Source organism: Paucibacter sp. DJ2R-2 (assembly GCF_025717675.1).
GTDB lineage: Bacteria > Pseudomonadota > Gammaproteobacteria > Burkholderiales > Burkholderiaceae_C > Paucibacter_A.
In genome coordinates, this window is the sequence record NZ_JAJIRT010000005.1 from 325,546 (window position 1) to 349,578 (window position 24,033).

Below are 24,033 nucleotides of genomic sequence, written 5' to 3' on the forward strand. Positions count from 1 at the left end.
CCCCGGCCAGCGTGAGCTGCCGGGGCCTTCTGACTTGTCGGAGCCAGACTCAGGCCGGCAGGAAGCCTTCGATCGACAGATATCGCTCACCCGTGTCGTAGTTGAATCCCAGCACGCGGGCGCCAGCGCCCAGCTCGGGCAGCTTTTGCGCGATGGCGGCCAGGGTGGCGCCGCTGGAGATGCCGACCAGCAGGCCTTCCTGCGCGGCGCTGCGGCGTGCGTATTCGCGCGCGGCCTCGGCCTCGACCTGGATCACGCCGTCCAGCAATTCGGTCTTCAGATTGACCGGGATGAAGCCGGCGCCGATGCCCTGGATCGGGTGCGGGCTCGGTGCGCCGCCGCTGATGACCGGCGAAGCCGAGGGCTCCACCGCGAAGACCTTGAGCTGCGGCCAGTGTTCTTTCAGCACCTGAGCACAGCCGCTGATGTGGCCGCCGGTACCCACGCCGGTGATCAGGGCGTCCAGGCCCTCGGGGAAGTCGCGCAGGATCTCCTGGGCGGTGCTGCGCACATGGACGTCGATATTGGCCGGGTTCTCGAACTGCTGCGGCATCCAGGCGTTCTCATGCTCTGCCAGCAATTCCTGGGCTCGGGCGATGGCGCCCTTCATGCCCTTTTCACGCGGGGTCAGGTCAAAGCTCGCGCCGTAGGCCAGCATCAGGCGGCGGCGTTCCACCGACATGCTGTCCGGCATCACCAGGATCAGCTTGTAGCCCTTGACCGCGGCCACCATGGCCAGGCCAACGCCGGTGTTGCCCGAGGTCGGTTCGATGATGGTGCCGCCTGGCTGCAGCAGGCCGCGTGCCTCGGCGTCTTCCACCATGGCCAGGGCGATGCGGTCCTTGATGGAGCCGCCTGGGTTGCTGCGCTCGGACTTGATCCAGACCTGGGCATCGGCCCCGAACAGGCGCTGGATGCGGATGTGCGGCGTGTTGCCAATGGTGGCGAGAATGTTGTTGGCTTTCATGGCAATGGGGCTCCTTGAGGAAGCGCAAATGCTAGCTTGTGGCGCAGCCCTTGCCTTTACTGTTTTCGTGATGAGCTTATGCCGAGTGCGCCATCAGGGATAATGCCGCTGTGAAGCAAGTCAGACCGCCGCTGGTGCGAGCATGGAAACATGGCACTGGAGGAAGGTCCGGACTGCATAGAGCGGCGTAGCAGCTAACGGCTGTCCGGCGTGAGCCGAGGATCAGAGCAACAGAGACGAGTCGATCAAACGTGCCGGGCGCAAGCCGGGCGGGACCGGAAGCGCAGCCTCCGGGGTCGGGTGAAACGGGCAATCTCTACGCGCAGCAACACCAAGTAGGCCCGTATTGATGCGGCTCGCAGAGCGGGCGGGTAGGTGGCACCGAGCCGGGCAGCGATGTCCGGCCAAGAGGAATGGCGGTCACAGGACCGGATCCGCAAGGGTCAGGTCTTGCACAGAATCCGGCCTATCGACTTGCTTCACTCTTTCTTTCTTTTTCTTGGCTGAGTCGCTCCGATCGGCGCCTGTCGGCACATTGCTGAAATTCAAATGCAACCACAGAGGCACTGAGCCACAGAGAAATACAAAGCTGAATTGGTTTTAGCTCTGTGCCTCCGTGCCTCTGTGGTTGCCTTTTGTATTCGGCTGCTTTGTGCCGGTTTCAGTCGCTCGCCGAAGTCATGACTCAGACAGACGGCTGTAGCAACGCCTCGATGGTTTCCTGCACGGCCAGGGCCTCGGCAAAACCGGGCAGGGCGTGCGGCCGGCCTTCGATCAGGGCCACCCATTGATCCAGCTGGCTCAGTTGGCCGTGTTGCCGCCGCTCGATGGGGTCGTTACCACTCGCTTCGCTTGCAGCGCCTGTGTCCTCGATGCGGCTGAACCATTCGCGCAGGTCGATGCGGCCGCTGCTGGCCTGCCAGGCCATGTGATTGAGGTCGGCCTCGCTGCCGCCCACCTGGCCCTGGATGCGCAGGGGCACACCGCCGATCCGCAGTTCGGCGTTCAGGCTGAGTTCGGAACCCTGGCCTTCAACGGGGTAGACGACGTGCTGCGTCAGCACTTGAGCCGGGCCCAGCACGCGCTGCGCGGCAAAGATGAAATGCGAGAGCACCTCGCGGCTGAAGCCGCCCTCGGCGCGTTCGCCCAGCCAGAGGCCGGCCGCTGCCTGCCAGGGTCGCGGCCATTGGGCAAAGCCCAGTTCCAGATCGATGCGCGCCAGACCACCGCGGTCGGCACCGGCCGGCGCGCCGAAACGGCTTTGCAGCAGGGCCAGACCGGGCGAAGAGGCCAGGGCAAAGTTGACGGCCGCACGCTGGCCTTCGCTTTCGATGCGCTGGATGCTGCGCCGAGCGTCAGCAAAGTCCACCGTCAGCGGCTTCTCGCAAAACACGGCCAGGCCGGCGTCAAAGCCGAGTTCGCTGAGCTGGAGGTGGGCCGCCGGCGGCGTGGCGATATAGAGGCTGTGCAGGCCGGGGCTGAAGATCAAGCTTTCTGCACTGGCGGCTGCACGCAGACCAGGGAAACGGGCGAGGGTCGCGGCTAGCGCTGCAGGGTTGGCGTCCCAAACCCAATCGGCGCGCAATCGCGCGTGACCCTGCAAGCGCTCCAGCATGCGCTGGCCCATCACACCCAGGCCGATCACGCCAATCTTCAGTGCGTTGCTGTCGTTCGCCATGTCTTGTTCGCTGTGCAAAGCCCTCGGGGCCTGCAGTGTAGGGGGCACCGCTACACTCGACCGGCTCCGCTGCAGCAGGCACCACCGCCGGGCGCGTGAACCGAGCTACCCATGAATCCTGAAGCCAGCCGTTTGTGGCGCGCACCCCGTTGGGCCTTGGCCGTTCTGTTGGCCTGCCTGGGCATGGTGGGCCCGTTTTCCATCGACACCTACCTGCCTGCGTTTGCCGGCATCGCCAGCGCCCTGCAGGCCACGCCGGTGGAGATGCAGCAGACCCTGTCCAGCTATCTGCTGGGCTTTGCGGTGATGAATCTGTTCCACGGCGCCTTGTCCGACAGCCTCGGCCGGCGGCCCGTGGTGCTGGTCGGCATGGCCATCTTCACCCTGGCCTCGGTCGGTTGTGCCCTGGCCGGCAGCATTGGTCAACTGGTGTTCTGGCGCACGGTGCAGGGTATGTCGGCGGGCGCCGGTATCGTGGTCTCGCGCGCCATCATCCGCGATATGTTCCCGCCGTCCGAAGCGCAGCGGGTGATGTCCCAGGTCACCATCTTCTTCGGTGTGGCGCCCGCGATCGCGCCCATGGTGGGCGGCTTTCTGTTCGTCCATGCCGACTGGCATTCGATTTTCTGGTTCCTGGTCTTTGTTGGCGCCGCCCTGTTCGTCGCCAACTGGCGCTTGCTTCCGGAAACCCTGCATCGCAAGGACCGCCAGCCCTTTCATGCCGGTGAGCTGATGCGCGGCTACCGGCAGATGGTCGGCAACCGCCGCTTCATCCTGCTGGCGCTGGCCAGCGGCATTCCCTTCAACGGCATGTTCCTCTATGTGCTGGCGGCGCCAGTGTTTGTGGGCGAGCATTTGCAGCTGGCGCCGACGCAGTTCTTCTGGTTCTTCTGTTTTTCCATCGGCGGCATCATGGGCGGTGCTGCCTTGAGCGGTCGGCTGGCCGGGCGCATCGCGCCGAAGCGGCAGATTCGCATGGGCTTCACCATCATGGTGCTGGTGTCCCTGCTCAATGTGACGCTCAATCTGCTGCTGGCGCCGAGTCCCTTCTGGGCCTTGCCGGTGATCTCCTGCTTCTCCTTTGGCTGGGCGCTGATGGTGCCGGTCGTGACCCTGCTGGTGCTCGACGTGGTGCCCGAGCGGCGCGGCATGGCATCCTCGCTGCAGGCCTGTATCGGCAGCGCCGCCAATGGCTTGGTGGCCGGGGTGGTCGTGCCCCTGGTGATGCATTCCACCGTGGCCCTGGCCTTCACGTCCATGGGCTTGATGAGCATCGGGCTGCTGTCCTGGCTCTGGATCAAAGGCGAGGTTCATTGAGCGTCAGTCAGCCTCAGCGCTCAAGCCTGTGCTGATTTGACCGAAGACATGGCGATCAGGCCCGCAGAGTGGCCGGGAGCAGCGCATGTCTTCAACGATGAACAAGAGAAACGGTGCCGGCCTGATGCTGGCGCTGCTGGCCGCGGGTGTGCTCAGCGGGCCGGCCTCGGCCAATGAAAGCAAGGCCAAGCCCGAACCGAAAGCGGAGGCCAAGGGCGGGGGCGAGGAGTCACTTGATGTGCTGCGCCAACGCCTGGCCGAACGCCTGAGCGACAAGTCCGATGCACCTAAGCCCATGAAGGTCAGCGGCAAGGGCGCTGCCGATGAAGGCGGCAAGGCCGGGCGCACCAAGGGAAAGGCGGAGGCCAAACATGAGTCCAAGAGCCATGTCCACTGGGGCTATGCGGGCGAAGGCGGCCCTGAGAAATGGGCGGAGTTGAACCCGGAGTTTCGCCAGTGCGCCATCGGCACGCGGCAGAGCCCGATCGACATTCGCGAGGGCATCCGCGTCGATCTGGAAAAGATCCAATTCGAGTACCGGCCGAGCAGCTTTGCCGTGCTGGACAACGGCCACACCATCCAGGTCAATGTGTCGCCGGGCAACAGCCTGCAGGTGATGGGCCGGCGCTTCGAGCTGCTGCAATTCCATTTCCACCGCCCCAGCGAAGAGCGCATCAACGGCCGCCAGTTCGATATGGTGGCCCATCTGGTGCACAAGGACGCCGAAGGGCGCCTGGCCGTGGTGGCGGTGCTGTTGGAGCGTGGCCAGGACCAGGCCCTGGTGCAGACCATCTGGAACAACCTGCCGCTGGAAAAAGGCGAGGCCTTGCCGGCACCGGGCCTGCTGGACCTGAATCAGCTGCTGCCCGAGAACCGGGCCTACTACACCTATATGGGCTCGCTGACCACGCCGCCCTGCTCGGAAGGCGTGCTCTGGATGGTGATGCGCACGCCGGTGCAGGTCTCGCCCAACCAGATCGCCATCTTTTCGCGCCTCTACCCGATGAATGCCCGGCCCATCCAGGCCGGCTCGGGCCGCTTGATCAAGGAAAGCAACTGAGGGTGTGTGGCCGGCGGCCCGTGGTGGCCGCCGTGTCCGGTGTCGGCGCTGGCGGTGGGTGCCCGGCTTAGGCGACCGGCTGACGCTGTTGCTCGGCGCGCCGCTCCAGCCAGCTGAACAAGGTGGCGAACAGCTGCTCGGCGACCACGGGCTTGGCCACATGGTCGTTCATGCCGGCATCGAGGCAGCGCTGGCGTTCCTCGGCGAAGGCATTGGCCGTCATGGCCAGGATGGGCACATCGCGGCCCAGGGGCAGGGCGCGGATGGCCCGGGTCGCGTCGAGGCCGTCCATCAAGGGCATTTGCACATCCATGAGGATCAAGGCGTAGTCGTAGGCGCCGGCCATGCGCAAGGCCTCCTCGCCATCGCCGGCCACGTCGACGACCAAGCCGGCGCTCCCCAGCAAGGCCACGGCCACCTCCTGGTTGACCGGGTTGTCTTCGGCCAGCAGGATGCGGGTGCCGCTGAATTGCTTGAGCTGTTCGCGCGCGGCCGTGCCGCGCGGCGCCGCAGCCAGGGCGGGCAGGGCGGCTTGGCTCTTGTCCAGGCGCAGCGAGAACCAGAAGCGGCTGCCCTCGCCGGGCGTACTTTGCACACCGACTTCGCCGTGCATCAGCTCGGCCAGGCGGCGGCAGATGGCCAGGCCCAGGCCGGTGCCGCCATAGCGCCGGGTGGTGGAGCTGTCGGCTTGTTCAAAGTCCTGGAACAAGCGGGCCTGGGCTTCGGCAGCGATGCCGATGCCGCTGTCCTGGACATCGAAACGCAGACGCAGGGCGTCGCCGAGGTCCTCTTGCACGCTGGCGCTCAGGCGCACAAAGCCCGCGTCGGTGAACTTGACCGCATTGCCGGCGAAATTCAGCAGCACCTCGGTGATGCGTTGAGCGTCGCCCAGCAGCACCTGGGTGGCCAGCTGGTCTTCCAAGTCCAGCTGCACGCGCAGCTGCTTCTCGTGGGCGCGCTGGGCCAGCATGCTCGAGATGTTGTCCAAGACCTGAATGACGGTGAACTCGGTGTGCTCCAGCTGCAACTTGCCGGCTTCGATCTTGGAGAAGTCGAGCACATTGTTGATGACGCTGAGCAGATGCTCGGCAGCGTCGGCCACCTTCTGCAAGCGTTCCTGCTGCTCGGGTTCGGTGGTGTCGCTTTGCACCAGATAGGTCAGGCCGATGATGGCGTTCATCGGCGTGCGGATCTCGTGGCTCATATTGGCCAAGAAAGCGCTCTTGGCCAGGCTGGCCGCCTGAGCCGCATGGGTGGCCTCAGCCAACTCGGCGGTGCGTGCCTCCACCAGCTCTTCCAGATGGTGGCGGTAGCGCAGCAGCTCCAGGGCGTCGCGGCGTTGGCGTGAGATGTCGGTCAGGAAGCCGTGCCAGAGCACGCTGCCGCCGTCTTCCAGCTGGGCAATGGCATTGCCAAAGATCCAGCGCTCGCTGCCGTCGCTGAAATGGGTGCGGAACTCCTGTTGCCAGGGCGCCAGATGCCGGGCCGAGGCGAGCAGGGATTCGCGCACGCTGGCGCGGTCGGCTGCATCGATCTGGGCAAACCAGGGTTCGGCGTCCTGGCTCAGGGCAGCAGCGTTGAGGCGGAAATAGTCCTTCACCGCCTCGCTGACATAGGCAAAGCTGAAGCGGCCATCGGTGCCCAGGCGCAGTTGGTAGACCACGCCGGGCACGGTCTCGGCCATGCCGCGCAGGCGCTCGATCAGGGCGCGCTGGGCCTCGAACTGCTGCTGCAGCGCATCGCGCATGTGCTCCAGATGGCCGCCGAGCAGGCCGATCTCATCGGGCCGGCCCGGCTTGAGTTCGGCGCTGAAGCGGCCTTCGGCCAGGTCATTGGCGAAGTCGCCGAGTTCGCGCAAGGGCCGCATCAGGCGTGAATTGACCAGCACCAGGATCAGGGCCAGCGACGCCAGCAGTTGGCCGCCCACGGTGGCGCCATAGAGCCAGCGCTGCCGTGTCAGGGCGGCGGTGCTGAGGTGGTCGTCGATCTCGATCTGGATATGGCCGATGCGGGTGAGGCCCCGGAAGATCTCGCGCTCACCCTTGATGCTCTGGCCCTTCTTTCGCTCGGGGAAGCTCATCTCGATGAAGGGCTGGCCTTGCGAGGCATCGCTGACGTTGACCCGCACCACATCGGGTGAGGTCATGATGGCCGAGACCACCTCGCGCGCGGCCACCGTATCCAGGTTCCAGAGCAGCTCAGGAAGGCTGCTGACCAGCACATCGAGCTTGGCATCCAGCTCACGTTGCTGGGTCGCTTCGGCCACCTGCGGTTCGCGCAGGCCGATCAGGAAGCCGCCCACGGCAATGGCCGGCAGCACCAAGCCGATGCTGGCGCCAAGCGCAATCGCGAAAAACAGCGAGCTGGAAGCTTTTCTGCTCAATATGACCTCGTCGTGCTCTCAGGCTGGGGCGGCGGCTTTTTTAAGGCCGCCTGAAACACTTTCACACGCTTGTCCTTGTTTCTCGGCAAGACCGCTTGAAGCTGAAGCGCATTTTGGCGGCGTACGGCCCGCGCGGACAGCGAAAGCTGTCCCCGGCGAAGAATTTGTCGCTTTCAAGTTCATCTTCCACTTGCAGACAGCTTTGCAAGTCCTTCATTTTGAACGAGTTTTACTTGTGTACTGCGTCGAGAAGTTGTATCTAAGTGCTTGATTTCATTGGAATTTTTTGCGATTTGCCTTGACTGCCCGGGGTTCGGTTAGTAAAGTGGTGAAAAGTGCATTTTGGTGGGTCGCCGTGGCGAATTTTGTGTTTCAGGGGGCTTCAGCCTTGGCAATGGATGCCAAGGGGCGTTTGGCCGTCCCGACACGCCACCGCGAGGTGCTGCAGGCGCTGTGCGCCGGGCAGCTGACGGTCACCAAGCATCCGGAAGGCTGCTTGATGGTCTTCCCCCGCCCAGCCTGGGAAGCCTTCCGCGACCGCATCGCTGCGCTGCCCATGTCGGCGGCCGGCTGGAAGCGGGTGTTCCTGGGCAATGCCATGGATGTCGAGATCGACGGCGCTGCCCGCGTGCTGATCTCGCCCGAGCTGCGCACCGCAGCCGGTTTGCAAAAAGACGTGATGCTGCTCGGCATGGGCAGCCACTTCGAACTCTGGGATGCCGCCACCTATGCCGCGCATGAGGCCAAGGTGATGGAATCCGAACTGCCGGACGCCCTCAAGGACTTCAGCTTCTGATGGACGCCCCACAAGACACTGCAACGCCCCAGTTCTCCCACACCACCGTGCTGCTGCACGAAACGGTGGAGGGCGTGCTCAACGACCCCAACGGCTGCTATATCGACGGCACCTTCGGCCGCGGCGGTCATTCGCGCCTGCTGCTGGCCAAGCTGGGCGATCAAGGGCGGCTGATCGGCATCGACCGCGATCTGGAAGCGATTGCTGCTGCCAGCAGCGGCGCTACGGCCATCACCGATGCGCGCTTTCGCATCCTGCATTCGCCGTTTGCCGACATGCGCTCGCAGCTGGCCGGTCTGGGCGTCGAGCAGGTGCAGGGTGTGCTGCTGGATCTGGGCGTTTCGAGTCCGCAGATTGACAACCCCGAGCGCGGCTTCAGCTTCCGTTTCAACGGTCCGCTGGACATGCGCATGGACACCACCCGCGGCGAGAGCGCTGCGGATTTCCTGGCCCGCGCCGATGAGCGCCAGATCGCGGAAGTGATACGGAACTATGGGGAAGAACGGTTTGCTGTTCAGATTGCAAAGGCGCTTGTTGCTCGTCGGGAGAGCGGGAGTCCTGTGCGAAGCACCGATGAACTTTCCGAAGTCGTGGCTCGTGCAGTCAAAACCCGCGAAGCGGGCCAGAACCCTGCAACGCGGACATTTCAAGCTCTTCGGATTCACGTCAACGGCGAGCTTGAGGAGCTCGAACAGGGACTGAATGCGGCCCTGCGCCTGCTCGCACCCGGTGGCCGTCTGGCCGTGATCAGTTTCCACTCGTTGGAAGATCGCATCGTCAAGACCTTCATCGGCGCGCACAGCAAGGACATCGTCGACCGCCGCGCCCTGTTTGCCGAACCCAAGGCGCAGCCCCTGCGCGCCATTGCCCGCATCAAGCCCAGCGAGGCCGAGGTGGCCGCCAATCCGCGCGCCCGCTCTGCCGTGCTGCGCGTGGCCGAGCGCACCGACGTGCCCTTGCCGGTCGAACACCTGAAGCGGCGCCACCAACGTACAGGCGGCTGATTCCGTGGGGCGGCTGAACTTCATCCTGCTGATCGCTGTGCTGGCCAGCGGTCTGATGCTGGTGCGCAGCGCCTACGAGGCGCGCCGCTTGTTCACGGCCGTCGATCGCGCCCAGGCCGAAACTCGTCGCCTGGAAGCTGACAGCGAGCGCCTGCAGGCCGAGCGCCATGCCCAGGCCACCAATCTGCGGGTCGAGAAAGTCGCGCGCGAGCGCCTGCAAATGCATGGCATCACGCCCGCCTACAGCCAGCAGGTCGAAGACCAAGGTGTGGTCGCCAAGGCACGCACTGTGGCCGCCTCTGGAGTGAGGCCATGAGTTGGCTGCGCGGCGGCAAAAAGGGCGGCGCCGGCGCCACCCAGCGCCCTCTGCCCAAGACCTCGACTGTGCGCGCCCAGAGCGCGCGCAGCGTCAGCTATTCCACCAGCCCCTTGCTGGCGTCCAAGACGCCGCCCTGGCGCTCGCGCTTCCTGGTCGGCCTGGTCGGCTTGGCGTTTGCGGGCCTGCTGGGGCGTGCGCTTTATGTGCAGGTGATTGGCACCGAGTTCTACCAAAAGCAGGGCGAGGCCCGCTTTGTGCACACGGTCGAGCTGCCGGCCAGCCGCGGCCGCATCAATGACCGCAGCGGCCAGGTGCTGGCCGCCAGCGTGGCCGTGCCTTCGGTCTGGGCGATTCCCAAGGAGGTCGACGAAGACCCGACCAAGCGGCGCGCCCTGGCCAAGATTCTCGGCATCAGCCCCGCCGAACTCGAGCGCAAGCTCGACCCGGCCACCCGCTTCGTCTGGCTGCGTCGCCAGGCCGAAGACCAGGTGGCAGCCGACATCAAGGCCTTGGGCCTCAAGGGCGTGTTCCAGGACCGCGAGTACAAGCGCAAATACCCCGAAGGCGAAGCTGCAGCTCATGTGGTCGGCTTCACCAATATCGAAGAGCGTGGCCAGGAAGGCATCGAGCTGGCCTTCCAGAAGGCGCTGCAGGGCAAGGATGGTTCCCGTTCGGTCGTGCGCGACCGCCTGGGCCGGGTGGTGGACGAAGACGTGGGCGAGCGCGTGCCGGCCGCCAACGGCCGCGACATCGACCTGTCCATCGATTCCAAGGTGCAGTTCTTCGCCTACCAGCGCATCCGCGATGCGGTGGCCGAGCACAAGGCCAAGGCCGGCTCGGTGGTGGTGCTCGATGTGCAGTCCGGTGAGGTGCTGGCCCTGGCCAACTTCCCCAGCTACAACCCCAGCGAGCGCAAGAACCTCAGCGGTGCCCAGCTGCGCAACCGCGCGATGACTGACATCTTCGAGCCCGGCTCGACCATGAAGCCCTTCATCGCCGCGCTGGCGCTGGAAACCGGCCGGGTGACGCCGGACACGCCCATTCAGACGGCGCCAGGCAGCATGATCATCACTGGCTCCAAGATCACCGATGCCCATCCGCATGGCTTGCTGACCGTGGCCGAGGTGATCCAGAAGTCCAGCAATGTGGGCACGGTCAAGATGGCCATGACCATGCCGGCGCGCGAGATGCACGAGATGTTCACGGCGATTGGCCTGGGCCAACGTCCGCAGATCGACTTCCCCGGCGCCATCACAGGTAAGTTGCGTCCTTACAAGAGCTGGCGCCCCATCGAGCAGGCGACCATGAGCTATGGCTACGGCCTTTCGGCCTCGCTCCTGCAGCTGGCGCGCGCCTACACCGTGTTCGCGCGCGACGGCGAGGTCATTCCCGTCACCATGCTGCACCAGCCAGGCGCTGAGCCGGTGCATGGCCTCAAGGTCTTCTCGCCCAAGACCGCGCAAGACGTGCGCCAGATGCTGATGGCAGCCGCCGCACCCGGCGGCACCGCGCCTTTGGCCATGGCCAGCGGCTACAGCGTGGGCGGCAAATCGGGCACGGCGCACAAGCAAGAAGGCAAGGGCTACGCCGGCAACAAGTACCGCAGCTGGTTTGTCGGCCTGGCGCCGATCAGCAAGCCGCGCATCATCGTCGCGGTGATGGTGGACGAGCCCAGCAACGGCGTCTACTACGGCGGCGCCGTGGCTGGGCCGGTGTTCAGCCAGGTGGTCTCGCAAAGCCTGCGCCTGCTCGGTGTGCCCACCGACCTCGAGGTCAAGCCGCAGATCGTCGCCAGCCAGGGCGCCGGCAAGCCGCTGGCCAGCCAGGCCGTGGAAGAGAGCTTCTGATCATGTGGAAGCCCCGCTTCTTGCGCCGCCCCCTTCGTGACGCCCAAACTCAGCGTGGTCTCAGCCATGCCCGCAGCCCTGTGTTGAGCACGCGTACGCCGATCTGGCGTTCGCAGTTCCTGCTCGCCCTGGTCGGCGCCGGCCTGGCCGCTTTGCTGGGTCGCGCCCTCTATGTGCAGGTGATCGGCACCCAGTTTTTTCAGAAGCAGGGCGAGGCCCGCTTGGTGCGCACCCTGGAACTGCCGGCCAGCCGCGGCCGCATTCAGGACCGCAGCGGCCAGGTGCTGGCCAGCAGCGTGGCCGTACCGTCTTTCTGGGCCATTCCGGCCGAAGTCGATGCCGACCCAGCTCAGCGCCGCGCCCTGGCTCATGCCCTGAGCCTGAACGAGTCAGAGCTGAACGCCAAGCTTGATCCCAGTGCGCGTTTCGTCTGGCTGCGCCGCCAGGTGGATGGCGAGACGGCCGCCCGGGTGCAGGCGCTCAAGCTCAAGGGCGTGTTCCAGGACCGCGAGTTCCAGCGCCAGTATCCCGAGGGCGAGGCTGCGGCCCATGTGGTGGGTTTCACCAATCTGGAAGACCGCGGCCAGGAAGGCATCGAGTTGGCCTTCCAGAAGGATTTGCAAGGCCGCGATGGCCAGCGCTCGGTCATGCGTGACCGCTTCGGCCGTGTCGTCGAGGCCGCGGGCGAGACCGTGCCGGCGCACAACGGCCGCGATGTGGCTCTGTCCATCGATGCCAAGACCCAGTACTTCGCCTATCAGGCCATCCGCAGCGCCGTGGCCGAGAACCAGGCCAAGGCCGGCTCGGTGGTGGTGCTCGATGCGCGCAGCGGCGAGGTGCTGGCCCTGGCCAACTTCCCCAGCTACAACCCGGCCCAGCGCAAGCAGCTGAGCGGCGAGCAGTTGCGCAACCGAGCCTTGACCGATGTCTTTGAGCCGGGTTCGGTGATGAAGCCCTTCATCGCTGCCCAGGCCATGGACAGCGGCCGTGTGCGCGCCGACACCGTGATCGCCACCGACGGTGGCCGCATGACCCTCACCGGCGCCACCATCCACGATTCCCACCCCAGCGATTCGCTGACCGTGGCCGAGATCATCCAGCGCTCCAGCAATGTCGGCACGGTCAAGATGGCCCTGCAGATGCCGGCCAAGGAAATGCACGGCCTGTACACCAGCTTGGGGCTGGGCCGCCGGCCGCAGATCGACTTTCCCGGTGCCGTCGGCGGCACCCTGCGCCCGGCTCACAAATGGCGGCCCATCGAGCAGGCGACCATGAGCTATGGCTATGGCCTGTCCACCTCCTTGCTGCAGCTGGCTCGCGCTTACACCGTGTTCGCACGCGACGGCGAGATCATCCCCCTGCGCATGACCAAGCTCTCAGACGGCGAGGCCGTGCAAGGCCAGCGCATCTTCAGCGCCGGCACCACCCGCCAGGTGCGCGCGATGCTGCAGACCGTGACCGAACAGGGCGGCACCTCGCTGAAGGCGCGCAGCGAGGGCTACAGCGTCGGCGGTAAATCGGGCACGGCCTACAAGCAAGAAGGCCGTGGCTACAACAAGAACAAGTTCCGCGCCTGGTTCGTTGGCCTGGCGCCGATCGAGCAGCCGCGTTTGATCGTTGCGGTGATGGTGGATGAGCCCACCGGCCGCTTCCACGACGGCGGCAAGGTGGCCGGCCCCGTGTTCAGCCAGGTCGTGGGCAAGAGCCTGCAGCTGCTGGGCGTGCCGCCGGACCTGGCCGTCAGCTCCCAAATTCTGGCCACGCGCCCCGCGCCGGCCCTGGACGAGATTCTCTGAAGCCATGTTGACACGACTCAAGTCCCCCGAAGCGGCCGCCCGCTGGTTGCAGGAATGGACCACCGGCGCCCTGCGCACCGACAGCCGCCAGGTGCAGGCCGGTGATGCCTTCATCGCCTGGCCCGGCTATGCGCGTGACGGCCGCGGCTTTGTGGTCGGCGCGCTGGCGGCCGGTGCCGCCACCTGCCTGGTCGAGGACGAGGGCGTGGAGGCGCATGGCTTTGTCGATGCCCGCGTGGCCTCGCTGCCCGGGCTCAAGGCCCGCACCGGCCTGATCGCCGCGGCCTATTACGGTGATCCTTCCCAGCAGTTGGCCGTGATCGCCAGCACCGGCACCAATGGCAAGACCAGCACCGCTTGGTGGACAGCCCAGGCCTTGAGTCTGCTGGGCCAGCGCTGCGGCGTGGTGGGTACTCTGGGTGTGGGCGAGCCGCCCATCCCCGGCCGCGAGCAGCCCAGCCAGATCGACTACACCGGCCTGACCACGCCCGACCCGGTGCTGCTGCAGGCCGCTTTCCGGCGCATGCAGGATGAGGGTTATGGCGCCTGCGCCATCGAGGCCTCCAGCATCGGCCTGAAAGAACACCGCCTGGACGGCACGCAGATCCGTGTTGCCCTGTTCACCAATTTCACGCAGGACCACCTCGACTACCACGGCACGATGGAGGCCTACTGGGCCGCCAAGCGCGAGCTATTCGATCGCGCGGGCCTGCAGGCGGCAGTGGTGAATCTGGATGACGCCAAGGGCGCCGAGCTGGCGGAGGCCCTGCAAGGTCGTCTCGATGTCTGGACCTACGGCCTGAACCGTGAGGCACGCCTGAGCGCGGTCGACCTGCATTACCGCGCTGGCGGCCTGGCTTTCACACTCAAGGAAGCGGATCAGGCGGTGCTCGTGGAAACCGGCCTGATCGGCGAATACAACGTCTCCAACCTGCTCGCCGTGATCGGTGGCCTGCGTGCCCTGGGCCATGGCCTGGCCGAAGTGGCCGCCGTGGCCGGCCGCGTCACCCCCGTGCCGGGACGCATGCAGCGCGTGGGCAACGGCCTGGAGCTGCCCCAGCTGGTGGTGGACTACGCCCACACGCCCGATGCCCTCGACAAGGCGCTCGGCGCCCTGGCCCCGCTGGCGCAGGCGCGCGGCGGCAAGCTGGTCTGCGTCTTCGGCTGCGGCGGCGACCGCGATCGCAGCAAGCGCCCGGCCATGGGCGCCATCGCAGCCCGCCTGGCCGACCGCGTCATCGTCACCAGCGACAACCCGCGCAGCGAAGCGCCGCAGCAGATACTGGCGGACATCGAAGCTGGCCTGCCGGCTGGTGGCGACCACCTCAGTGTGGTGGACCGCCGCGAGGCCATCGCCCAGGCCGTGCTGCAAGCGGGCCCGCGCGACGTCATTTTGGTGGCAGGCAAGGGTCATGAGGACTACCAGGAAATTGAGGGCCAGCGCCACCCCTTCTCCGATGTGGACGAAGCGCGCGCCGCCCTGATCCGGAGGGCCGGTCTGTGAGCGCCCAAGCCTTGATGACCCTGGGCCAGGCCCATGCCCTCTTGCTGCCGTTGCTGCCCACGGCGCGCTTGATCGGCTCGCCCGACACGGCCATCCAGCGCGTGCACAGCGACACGCGCAGCCTGGCGGCCGGCGATCTGTTTGTCGCCCTGCGCGGCGAGCGCTTCGATGCGCATGAGTTCCTGCCCCAGGCCGCTGCCGCCGGCGCGGTGGCGGCCCTGGCCGAGCGCGGCCTGGCTGGTTCCGGCCTGGCCGGCATCGAGGTGCCGGACAGCAAGCAGGCCCTGGGTCTGCTGGCCCAGGCTTGGCGTGCGCAGGTGCAGCTGCCGCTGATTGCCGTCACCGGCAGCAATGGCAAGACCACGGTCACCCAGATGATCGCCAGCATCCTGCGCGCCTGGCATGGCAGCAACTGCCTGGCGACCGAAGGCAATTACAACAACGACATCGGTGTGCCCTTGACTCTGCTGCGCCTGCGCCAGGACGAGGCGCTGTGGCAGCGCGCGGCCGTGGTCGAGCTGGGCATGAACCACCCCGGCGAGATCGCGCCGCTGGCCGCCTTCGCCCGGCCCACCGTCGCCCTGGTCAACAACGCCCAGCGCGAGCACCAGGAATTCATGCAGACGGTGGAGGCCGCGGCGCGCGAGAACGGCGCCGTGATCGAGGCCTTGGGCCCGACAGGCGTGGCCGTGTTTCCGGCCGAGGATGCCTGCGCACCGATCTGGCTGGAGCTGGCCGGCAGCCGCCCGCATCTGAGCTTTGCCTTGCAAGGCGAGGCCGATGTCACCGGCAGCGCCCGCTGGGTGGACAGCGGCCATTGGGCCCTGGAGCTGCATACGCCCGCCGGCGTGGCGCCGGTGGCCCTGGCCGTGGCGGGTTTGCATAACGTACGAAATGCACTGGCTGCGGCGGCTTGTGCCCTGGCGGCCGGTGCGCCGCTGGCGGTGATTGCCCGCGGCCTGGAGGACTTCCGCCCGGTCAAGGGCCGCTCGCAGCTCAAGAGCTTCGAGCGCGCCGGTCAGCGCATCACCCTGATCGATGACAGCTACAACGCCAACCCCGACAGCGTGCGCGCGGCCATCGATGTGCTGGCCGAGCTGCCCGGTGACTCCTGGCTGCTGCTGGGCGATATGGGCGAGGTCGGCGACCAGGGCCCGGCCTTCCACCGCGAGGTGGGGGCCTATGCCGCCGAGCGCGGCCTGGCGGCGCTGTGGACCGCCGGCTCGGCCGCGGCCGATGCCGCTGCGGCTTATGGCCCTGGCGCGCGCGCCTTCGCCACCGTGGCGGACCTGCTGGCCGCGCTGGCCGAGTCCACGCCGACGGTGCAGAACATTTTGATCAAGGGATCTCGCTTCATGCGTATGGAACAAGTGGTCGCTGCCCTGCTGCAGACGGCCGACACGAAAGCGGGGGCCTGAAGACATGCTGCTGACCCTGGCTCAATGGCTGCAAGGCCTTTACCCGGATCTGGGCTTTTTGCGCCTGTTCCAGTACATCACCTTCCGCGCCGTGATGGCCGCCATGACGGCGCTGCTGATCGGCCTGGCCTTCGGCCCCTGGGTGATCCGCCGCCTGACCGAGATGAAGATCGGCCAGCCCATCCGCGAGTACGGCATCCAGCAGCATCTGGCCAAGAACGGCACGCCCACCATGGGCGGTGTGCTGATCCTGATCGGCATCGGCGTCTCGACCCTGCTGTGGTTCGACTGGAGCAACCGTTTTGTCTGGGTGGTGATGCTGGTGACCATGGGCTTTGGCGCCGTGGGCTGGGTCGATGACTGGCGTAAGGTGGTGGACAAGAACCCTGAGGGCATGCGCAGCCGCGAGAAGTTCTTCTGGCAGTCGCTGATCGGCCTGGTGGCCGCGCTCTACCTGGCCTTTAGCGTGTCGGAGACGTCCTTCCTGGGCGTGGTGCAGCTGTTCTTCCGCTGGATCAGCAGCGGCTTCTCGACCGACCTGCCGCCCAAGGCCGACTTGATCGTGCCCTTCTTCAAGACGGTCAGTTATCCGCTGGGCGTGTTCGGTTTCATCGCGCTCTCCTTCTTTGTCATCGTCGGCTGCAGCAATGCGGTCAACTTCACCGACGGGCTCGATGGCCTGGCCATCATGCCGGTCGTGCTGGTGGGCTCGGCCTTGGGTCTGTTCGCCTACTTGACCGGCTCCTCGGTGTTCTCCAAATACCTGCTGCTGCCCTACATCCCGGGCGCGGGCGAACTGCTGATCTTCTGCGCGGCCATGGCGGGGGCAGGTCTTGCCTTCCTCTGGTTCAACGCCTACCCGGCCCAGGTCTTTATGGGCGATGTGGGTGCGCTGTCCCTGGGCGGTGCGCTGGGCACCCTGGCCGTGATCACGCGCCAGGAAATCGTGCTGGGCATCATGGGCGGCGTGTTCGTGGCCGAGGTGCTCTCGGTCATGTTGCAAGTGACCTGGTTCAAGTACACCAAGAAGAAGTACGGCGAGGGCCGGCGCATCTTCAAGATGGCGCCGCTGCACCACCACTTCGAGAAGACCGGCTGGAAGGAAACGCAGGTGGTCGTGCGTTTCTGGATCATCACCATGCTGCTGTGCCTGGTCGGCCTGGCCAGCTTGAAACTGCGCTGACGCCATGAAGCATCTTCAAGGCCTGCGCGTACTGATTCTGGGTCTCGGTGACTCGGGCCTGGCCATGGCCGCCTGGGTGGCGCGCCATGGTGCGGAGCGCATTGCGGTGTGGGACTCGCGCCCGCAGCCGCCGCAGGCTGCGGCCCTGGCTGAGCAAGTGCCCGCCGCCCGTTTCTTCAGCGGCGACTTGTCGGTCGATGAGCTGATTGGCGTGCAGCTGGTGCTCAAGAGCCCGGGCCTGTCGCCGCTGGATGCCCGCCTGCAGCCGCTGCTGAACCAGGCGCGCCAGACCGGCGTGCCGGTGCAGGGCGAGCTGGATCTCTTCGCCCGCGCCCTGGCTGATCTCAAGGCCGAGCGTGGCTATGCGCCGGCCGTGCTGGCCATCACCGGCACCAATGGCAAGACCACCACCACCTGCATGACGGCTTTGCTGGCCGAACGCGCCGGCAAGCGCGTGGCCGTGGCCGGCAATATCGGCCCCAGCATGCTGACAACCTTGGGCGCGGCCCTGGATCTGGAGCCGGCACCCGTGCCGCCTGAAGAGGTTTCGCAAGAGCTTGCTGCTGAAGCCGAGGTGCCAAATCCGGTGGCCGATGAAGCTGTGGCATCTGAAGCTTCACCTCAAGCTGCACCCGAAGCTGGGGCGGAAGCGGAGGCAGCCCCAGCCGAGCTGGCTGTTGAGCCCGCAGCAGAGTCTGAAGCGGCTGAACCCGTGCCGGCCGACGCAACGCCCGCTGTTGCAAGCGTTGCAGCCACTGAGGCTGTCAGCACGCTGGACATGGTCGAAGCCCTGCTTGACGAGGCCCCCTTGCCCATCAAGCCGCCGCCGCCCAAGGGCCCGGTGTTCGAGCATCTGCCCGAGGTTTGGGTGCTGGAGCTCTCCAGCTTCCAGCTCGACGGTGTGCAGGGCTTCGAGCCCACGGCCGGCGCCGTGCTCAACCTCACGCAAGACCATCTGGACTGGCATGGCGATATGGCCGCCTACACCCGGGCCAAGGCGTTCGTCTTCGGTCAGAACGGGCTGATGGTCATCAACCGCGACGACCCGGTGGTCGAAGGCCTGGTGCCGGCCGCCGTGATGGTCAAGCAAGGCCGCGGCCGCGCTGCCAAATCGGTGCAGCGCGCCGTGACCCGCTTCGGCCTGGACGCGCCGGACCGCCCGGGCGACTTCGGCCTGGTGGAAGAGGGCGGCATGGCCTGGCTGGTGCGCGCCCGCGAGCAAGATGAAACTCTGAAACGGAAAAAGGGCGAAGACGAAGAAGAAATCACCCTGCAGCGCCTGATGCCCGCCGATGCCCTGCGCGTGCGCGGCCGCCATAACGCTGCCAATGCACTGGCCGCCTTGGCCCTGGCCAGCGCTGCCGGCTGCGCGCTGGCGCCCATGCTGCATGGCCTGCGCGAGTACCGCGGCGAGCCGCACCGCGTCGAGCATGTGGCCTCCATCGAAGGCGTGGATTTCTACGACGATTCCAAGGGCACCAATGTCGGCGCCACCGTGGCGGCCATCACCGGCCTGGGTGCCGACCGTGCGCCGGCCAAGCTGGTCTTGATCCTCGGCGGCGACGGCAAGGGTCAGGACTTCAGTCCTCTGGCCGCCGGCGTGGCACGCCATGCACGCGCCGTGGCCCTGATCGGCCGCGACGGCCCGCAGATCGCCGCCGCCCTGGCCGATTGCGGTGTGCCTCTGCAAGCGCATGAAAGCCTGGAGTCCGCCACGGCCTGGTGCCAGGCGCAAGCGCAGAGTGGCGACAGCGTGCTGCTGAGCCCGGCCTGTGCCAGCCTGGACATGTTCCGCAACTACGCCCACCGCGCCGAGGTCTTTGTGGCCGCCGTGCAGCAGCTGGCCGAAGACCGGGGCTTGAGCCTGTGAGCTTCTCCACCATGATCCAGCCCTGGACCGAGCGCCTGCGTGCGCTGTGGGCCGGCAGCAAGGGCGGGGCCGAGAACGTGCCGGTGCGCGATTGGGTCAGTGTGTCGGCCGGCCAGCCGACCAAGCTCAGCGGTTTCGATGCCACCCTGGTCTGGGTGGTTCTGGCCTTGATGGGCCTGGGCCTGGTGATGGTGTATTCCGCGTCCATCGCCATGCCGGACAACCCGCGCTTTGCCAAGTACTTGCCCACCCATTTCCTGACCCGCCACATCGTGGCGATCTCCTTCGGCCTGGTTGCAGCCTTGATCACGGTGCAGGTGCCGGTGTCCACTTGGGAGCGCCTTGCCCCCTGGATGTTTGTGCTGGCCCTGGTGCTGCTGGTGGCGGTGTTGATTCCCGGCGTGGGCAAGGTCGTCTACGGCGCGCGGCGCTGGATTCCGCTGGGCGTGATGAACTTCCAGCCCTCGGAGCTGGCCAAGATGGCCATCGCCATGTATGCCGCCAGCTACATGATGCGCAAGATGGATGTGAAGGAGAACTTCTTCCAGGCGGTGTGGCCCATGGCCGTGTCACTGGCCATCGTCGGCGTGTTGTTGCTGGCCGAGCCGGACATGGGCGCCTTCATGGTGATCGCGGCCATCGCCATGGGCATCTTGTTCCTGGGCGGCGTCAATGGCCGCATGTTCTTCCTGATCGTGGCCGTGTTGGTTGGCGCCTTTGTGCTGATGATCACCTTCAGCGAGTTCCGCCGCGAGCGCATCTTTGCTTACCTCAACCCCTGGGACGAGAAGTACGCCCAGGGCAAGGCCTACCAGCTGACGCATTCCCTGATCGCACTGGGACGCGGCGAATGGCTGGGCCAGGGCCTGGGCAGCAGCGTCGAAAAGCTGCACTACCTGCCCGAGGCGCACACCGACTTCCTGCTCGCCGTGATCGGTGAAGAGCTGGGCTTTGTCGGCGTGGCCATCACCATCATTGCCTTCTTCTGGCTCTCGCGCCGGCTCTTCCATATCGGCCGCCAGGCCATCGCCTTGGACCGCGTGTTTGCCGGCCTTTACGCCCAAGGCATCGGCATCTGGGTGGGTGGCCAGGCCTTCATCAATATGGGCGTGAACCTGGGCGCGCTGCCGACCAAGGGTCTGACCCTGCCGCTGATGAGCTTTGGCGGTTCGGCCATTTTGATGAACTGCGTGGCACTGGCCATTGTTCTGAGAATCGATATTGAGAACAGACAGCTCATGCGCGGAGGCCGCGCATGAAGACTTTGACGCTGTGCGGCAAAGGCCGGACACGCACCGCGTGTCAGGGCGGGATGTTCCGGGCTTGGCTCATATGGCCTGGCCATGTGAAGGCCGCAGCAGCGGCCCGCCAAGACCAGAACAGACAGCTCATGCGCGGAGGCCGAGCATGAGCACAAAACACTTGGTCATCATGGCGGCTGGCACCGGCGGCCACATCATTCCGGGCCTGGCCGTGGCCGAGGAAATGAAGCGCCGCGGCTGGAGCGTCAGCTGGATGGGCACCGAGCTCGGCATGGAAAACAAGCTGGTGCCGCCCACCGGCATTCCGCTTGATCGCCTGGCCTTTGCCGGCCTGCGCGGCAAGGGGCTGCTGCACTCAGTCAAGGGTGTGTTCAAGCTGGCACAGGCTTTTGTGCAGAGTCGTCAGGTGTTCGTGACGCGCAGCGCTGATGCGGTGCTGGGCATGGGCGGTTATGTCTGCTTCCCCGGTGGCTTGATGGCCTGGTTGATGCGCCGGCCGCTGATGCTGGTCAATGCCGATGCAGCCATGCTGCTGAGCAACCAGAGCCTCAAGCCCATGGCCCAGACCATTGCCTTTGGTTTCGACGGCGCGGCTGCGGCCTCGACGAGCAAGGCCGTGGTCACCGGCAACCCGGTGCGCGCCGAGATCGAAGCCCTGGCGCCGCCGGCCCAGCGCTATGCCGGCCGCAGCGGCCCGCTGCGTGTGCTGGTGGTGGGCGGCTCCTTGGGCGCGCGCGCCATCAATGATCTGCTGCCTAAAGCCCTGGCTCTGTGGCCTGCCGATCAGCCCCGCCCGCAAGTGATCCATCAAACCGGCCAGGCCAATCTGGCGGCGGTGCAGGCGGCCTACAAGGCGGTCGGCGTGCAGGCCGACATCAGGCCTTTCATCGATGACATGGCGGCCGAGCTGGCTGCGGCCGATGTGATGTTGTGCCGCGCCGGTGCGGTGACGGTCAGCGAAATCTGTGCCGCCGGCCTGGCCTCGGTGCTGGTGCCGCTGGTGGTGAGCACCACCTCGCACCAGCGCGACAACGCCCGTTTCATGGCCCAGCATGGCGCGGCCGTGCACCTGCCGCAAGAGGAAATGACGGCCGAAGGGCTGAAGCAGTTGCTGCAAGGCATGGACCGCGAGCATCTGCTGGCCATGGCCGACAAGGCCCGCACGCTGGCCCGGCCGCGCGCTGCGTCTCGGGTGGCCGATGAAATTGAAAAGATGAGTGGTGCCCGCCCATGAAACACGCCCTGCAACGCATTCACTTCGTGGGCATCGGCGGCGCCGGCATGAGCGGCATTGCCGAGATCTTGCAAGCCCAGGGCTACCGCGTCTCGGGCTCGGACCAGTCCGACAGCGCCACCTTGCAGCGCCTGGCCAGCCTGGGTCTTCGCGTGCAGATCGGCCATGCGGCCGAGCACATCGGCGATGCCCAGGTGGTGGTCACCTCCACGGCCGTGCGCGCCGACAACCCCGAGGTGCTGGCCGCACGTGCACGCCACATCCCGGTGGTGCAGCGCGCCGTCATGCTGGCCGAGCTGATGCGCCAGCAAAAAGGCATCGCCATCGCCGGCACCCATGGCAAGACCACGACCACCTCCCTGGTCACCGATGTGCTGATCGAAGCCGGCCAGGACCCGAGTTTTGTGATCGGCGGCAAGCTGGCCAGCGCTGGCGCCAACTCGCGCCTGGGCCGGGGCGAGTTCATCGTCGTCGAAGCCGATGAATCCGATGCCTCCTTCCTCAAGCTGCTGCCCATGCTGGCCGTCGTCACCAATATCGACGCCGACCACATGGACACCTACGGCCATGACTTCGCCCGCCTGAAGCTGGCTTTCGTCGATTTCCTGCACCGCATGCCCTTCTACGGCGCGGCGGTGATGTGCGCTGACGATGCCGGCGTGCGCTCCATCCTGCCGCTGCTCTCGCGCCCGGTGGTGACCTATGGCTTTGACGAAGACCTCGATGTGCGCGCGGTCGATATGCAAGCCCTGTCGGGTGGCGGCATGCGCTTCACCGTGCAGCGCCAGGGCCGGCCCGATCTGCCGGTGGTGCTGAATCTGGCCGGGCGGCATAACGTCTTGAATGCACTGGCCGCGATCGCCGTGGCCGACGAGCTGGAGTTGCCGGACGCGCCGGTGCTGGCCGCCCTGGCCAAGTTCGGCGGCGTGGGCCGGCGCTTCCAGCGTTACGGCGAGCTGCCGGCGTCGGACGGCGGTCAGTTCAGCCTGGTCGATGACTACGGCCACCATCCGGTGGAGATGGCGGCAGTGTTGGCAGCCGCGCGCGGCGCCTTCCCGGGCCGCCGCCTGGTGCTGGCCTTCCAGCCGCACCGCTACACCCGCACGCGTGACTGCTTTGCCGAGTTCGTGCGCGTGATCGCCGGCTTCGACGCTGTGCTGCTGACCGAGGTGTACGCCGCCGGCGAGGGCGTGATCGCCGGCGCCGATGGCCGCGCGCTGCTGGCCGCGCTGGAGAAGACCTCGCTGGCCGAGGTGAGCTTTGTCGACGACGTCGCCGCCCTGCCGCAGGCCATTGCCGCGGCGGCGCGCGCCGACGACGTTGTGATCGTGATGGGCGCTGGCTCCATCGGTGCCGTGCCGGCACAAACCGTGACTTTTTTGAAGGGTGTCCAGCCATGAAACTGGATCTGAATATTGATCCGAAATCGCTTGGCAAGGTCGCCGTCTTGATGGGCGGCGACTCGGCCGAGCGCGAGGTCTCGCTGACCATGTCGGGCCCGGGTGTGCTCAAGGCCTTGCGCTCTCAGGGCGTGGATGCGCATGGTTTTGATCCCTCCGAGCGGCCGCTGCAAGTGCTCAAGGACGAGGGCTTCGAGCGCTGCTTCATCGCCCTGCATGGCCGCCACGGCGAAGACGGCACGGTCCAAGGTGCGCTGGAGCTGCTGGGCATTCCCTACACCGGCTCGGGTGTGATGGCCTCCAGCATCGCCATCGACAAGATCATGACCAAGCGCCTGTGGCTGGCCGATGGCCTGGCCACGCCGCGCTATGTCAAGCTCAAGAAAAGCGCCATCAGCCGCGAGAACTGCATGGCAATCCCGGACCAGCTGGGCCTGCCGGTCTTCGTCAAGCCGCCGCACGAGGGTTCGACGATTGGCATCAGCAAGGTCGAAGGCTATTCGCAGATGCAAGAGGCGGTTGAGCTGGCCGCGCGCTACGACGACGAGATCCTTTGCGAGGAGTTCATCGACGGCCCCGAGCTGACCTGCCCGGTGCTGGGCGAGGGCGACACCGCCGTGGCTCTGCCGGTGGTGCAGATCGAAGCCGTCGGCGGCAACTACGACTACCAGAACAAGTACTTCACCGACACCACCCGCTACCTGACCGACACCCTGGGCATTGAGCTCGAACGTGAGGTGCGCGAGCTGACCCTGGCCGCTTACCGCTCGCTGGGCTGCCGCGGCTGGGCGCGCGCTGACGTGATGCTGCGCAAGCGGGACAACAAGCCCTTCTTGCTTGAAATGAATACCTCGCCGGGCATGACTTCGCATTCCCTGGTGCCGATTTCGGCCAAGGCTGCTGGCATCTCTTACGAGCAGCTGTGCATGTGGGTGCTGTCCCAGGCGCGCCTGGACGGCCAAGTTCCGGCCAAGCAGGCCTGACCGAGCCTCTGC

General features: G+C 66.3%; 19 protein-coding genes and 1 other RNA gene. 17 read left to right on the forward strand and 3 right to left on the reverse strand.

Annotated elements, in window-relative coordinates:
- Positions 1-49 precede the first annotated feature (49 nt).
- On the reverse strand, positions 50-967 hold the full coding sequence (cysK, locus tag LNV28_RS14775) for a cysteine synthase A (protein WP_263518854.1): 918 nt from the start codon (positions 965-967) through the stop codon (positions 50-52).
- Between the two features lie 112 nt (positions 968-1,079).
- Here cysK and rnpB point away from each other — a divergent pair.
- An RNA gene (rnpB, locus tag LNV28_RS14780) (RNase P RNA component class A) lies at positions 1,080-1,452 on the forward strand.
- A 200-nt stretch (positions 1,453-1,652) separates the two neighbouring features.
- Here rnpB and LNV28_RS14785 read toward each other — a convergent pair.
- Positions 1,653-2,645, reverse strand: coding sequence for a Gfo/Idh/MocA family protein (locus LNV28_RS14785; RefSeq protein WP_263518853.1), 993 nt, complete (start codon positions 2,643-2,645; stop codon positions 1,653-1,655).
- A gap of 111 nt (positions 2,646-2,756) precedes the next feature.
- Here LNV28_RS14785 and LNV28_RS14790 point away from each other — a divergent pair, with 111 nt between their 5' ends.
- Together LNV28_RS14790 and LNV28_RS14795 are read left to right on the forward strand one after the other, a co-directional pair.
- The gene (locus tag LNV28_RS14790; protein WP_263518851.1) at positions 2,757-3,962 is read left to right on the forward strand and encodes a multidrug effflux MFS transporter; all 1,206 of its coding nucleotides are present in this window, start codon (positions 2,757-2,759) and stop codon (positions 3,960-3,962) included.
- A 97-nt stretch (positions 3,963-4,059) separates the two neighbouring features.
- Entirely contained in the window at positions 4,060-5,022 is a 963-nt protein-coding gene (locus LNV28_RS14795; protein WP_263518849.1) for a carbonic anhydrase, read from the forward strand.
- Between the two features lie 67 nt (positions 5,023-5,089).
- Here the strand turns inward: LNV28_RS14795 and LNV28_RS14800 are convergent, their stop codons facing one another.
- Positions 5,090-7,342 (reverse strand): ATP-binding protein, encoded by a 2,253-nt coding sequence (locus tag LNV28_RS14800; RefSeq protein WP_263568989.1) that lies wholly within the window; start codon positions 7,340-7,342, stop codon positions 5,090-5,092.
- Here LNV28_RS14800 and LNV28_RS14805 point away from each other — a divergent pair.
- From LNV28_RS14805 to LNV28_RS14870, 14 genes are all read left to right on the forward strand, one after another.
- On the forward strand, positions 7,329-7,676 hold the full coding sequence (locus LNV28_RS14805) for a hypothetical protein (protein WP_263568990.1): 348 nt from the start codon (positions 7,329-7,331) through the stop codon (positions 7,674-7,676). The genes LNV28_RS14800 and LNV28_RS14805 overlap by 14 nt on opposite strands.
- Before the next feature lie 96 nt (positions 7,677-7,772).
- On the forward strand, positions 7,773-8,201 hold the full coding sequence (gene mraZ, locus LNV28_RS14810) for a division/cell wall cluster transcriptional repressor MraZ (protein ID WP_263519163.1): 429 nt from the start codon (positions 7,773-7,775) through the stop codon (positions 8,199-8,201).
- Positions 8,201-9,205: a 16S rRNA (cytosine(1402)-N(4))-methyltransferase RsmH gene (rsmH, locus tag LNV28_RS14815; RefSeq protein ID WP_263518846.1), complete on the forward strand. Its 1,005-nt coding sequence runs from the start codon at positions 8,201-8,203 to the stop codon at positions 9,203-9,205. The genes mraZ and rsmH overlap by 1 nt, the downstream gene beginning before the upstream one ends.
- 4 nt (positions 9,206-9,209) lie before the next feature.
- Entirely contained in the window at positions 9,210-9,521 is a 312-nt protein-coding gene (ftsL, locus tag LNV28_RS14820) for a cell division protein FtsL (protein ID WP_263518845.1), read from the forward strand.
- Positions 9,518-11,371, forward strand: a complete 1,854-nt coding sequence (locus tag LNV28_RS14825) for a peptidoglycan D,D-transpeptidase FtsI family protein (RefSeq protein ID WP_263518844.1) — start codon at positions 9,518-9,520, stop codon at positions 11,369-11,371. Before ftsL ends, LNV28_RS14825 begins: the two co-directional genes overlap by 4 nt.
- Positions 11,372-11,373: 2 nt before the next feature.
- Positions 11,374-13,167: a peptidoglycan D,D-transpeptidase FtsI family protein gene (locus LNV28_RS14830; RefSeq protein ID WP_263518843.1), complete on the forward strand. Its 1,794-nt coding sequence runs from the start codon at positions 11,374-11,376 to the stop codon at positions 13,165-13,167.
- Positions 13,168-13,171: 4 nt separating this feature from the next.
- Positions 13,172-14,671, forward strand: coding sequence for a UDP-N-acetylmuramoyl-L-alanyl-D-glutamate--2,6-diaminopimelate ligase (locus LNV28_RS14835; RefSeq protein WP_263518842.1), 1,500 nt, complete (start codon positions 13,172-13,174; stop codon positions 14,669-14,671).
- A gap of 14 nt (positions 14,672-14,685) precedes the next feature.
- A complete protein-coding gene (locus tag LNV28_RS14840; RefSeq protein WP_263519162.1) occupies positions 14,686-16,089 on the forward strand; it encodes a UDP-N-acetylmuramoyl-tripeptide--D-alanyl-D-alanine ligase in 1,404 nt (467 codons plus the stop codon).
- 4 nt (positions 16,090-16,093) lie between these two features.
- Complete coding sequence (mraY, locus tag LNV28_RS14845; protein WP_263518841.1) at positions 16,094-17,272, forward strand: phospho-N-acetylmuramoyl-pentapeptide-transferase; 1,179 nt, start codon at positions 16,094-16,096, stop codon at positions 17,270-17,272.
- A 4-nt stretch (positions 17,273-17,276) separates the two neighbouring features.
- Positions 17,277-19,142, forward strand: coding sequence for a UDP-N-acetylmuramoyl-L-alanine--D-glutamate ligase (gene murD, locus LNV28_RS14850; RefSeq protein ID WP_263518840.1), 1,866 nt, complete (start codon positions 17,277-17,279; stop codon positions 19,140-19,142).
- An 11-nt stretch (positions 19,143-19,153) separates the two neighbouring features.
- Complete coding sequence (ftsW, locus tag LNV28_RS14855) at positions 19,154-20,401, forward strand: putative lipid II flippase FtsW (RefSeq protein ID WP_263518839.1); 1,248 nt, start codon at positions 19,154-19,156, stop codon at positions 20,399-20,401.
- A 148-nt stretch (positions 20,402-20,549) separates the two neighbouring features.
- Positions 20,550-21,638, forward strand: coding sequence for an undecaprenyldiphospho-muramoylpentapeptide beta-N-acetylglucosaminyltransferase (gene murG / locus LNV28_RS14860; RefSeq protein WP_263518838.1), 1,089 nt, complete (start codon positions 20,550-20,552; stop codon positions 21,636-21,638).
- On the forward strand, positions 21,635-23,038 hold the full coding sequence (gene murC / locus LNV28_RS14865; RefSeq protein ID WP_263518837.1) for a UDP-N-acetylmuramate--L-alanine ligase: 1,404 nt from the start codon (positions 21,635-21,637) through the stop codon (positions 23,036-23,038). Before murG ends, murC begins: the two co-directional genes overlap by 4 nt.
- Positions 23,035-24,021, forward strand: coding sequence for a D-alanine--D-alanine ligase (locus tag LNV28_RS14870; RefSeq protein WP_263518836.1), 987 nt, complete (start codon positions 23,035-23,037; stop codon positions 24,019-24,021). The genes murC and LNV28_RS14870 overlap by 4 nt, the downstream gene beginning before the upstream one ends.
- The last annotated feature ends 12 nt before the right edge of the window (positions 24,022-24,033 follow it).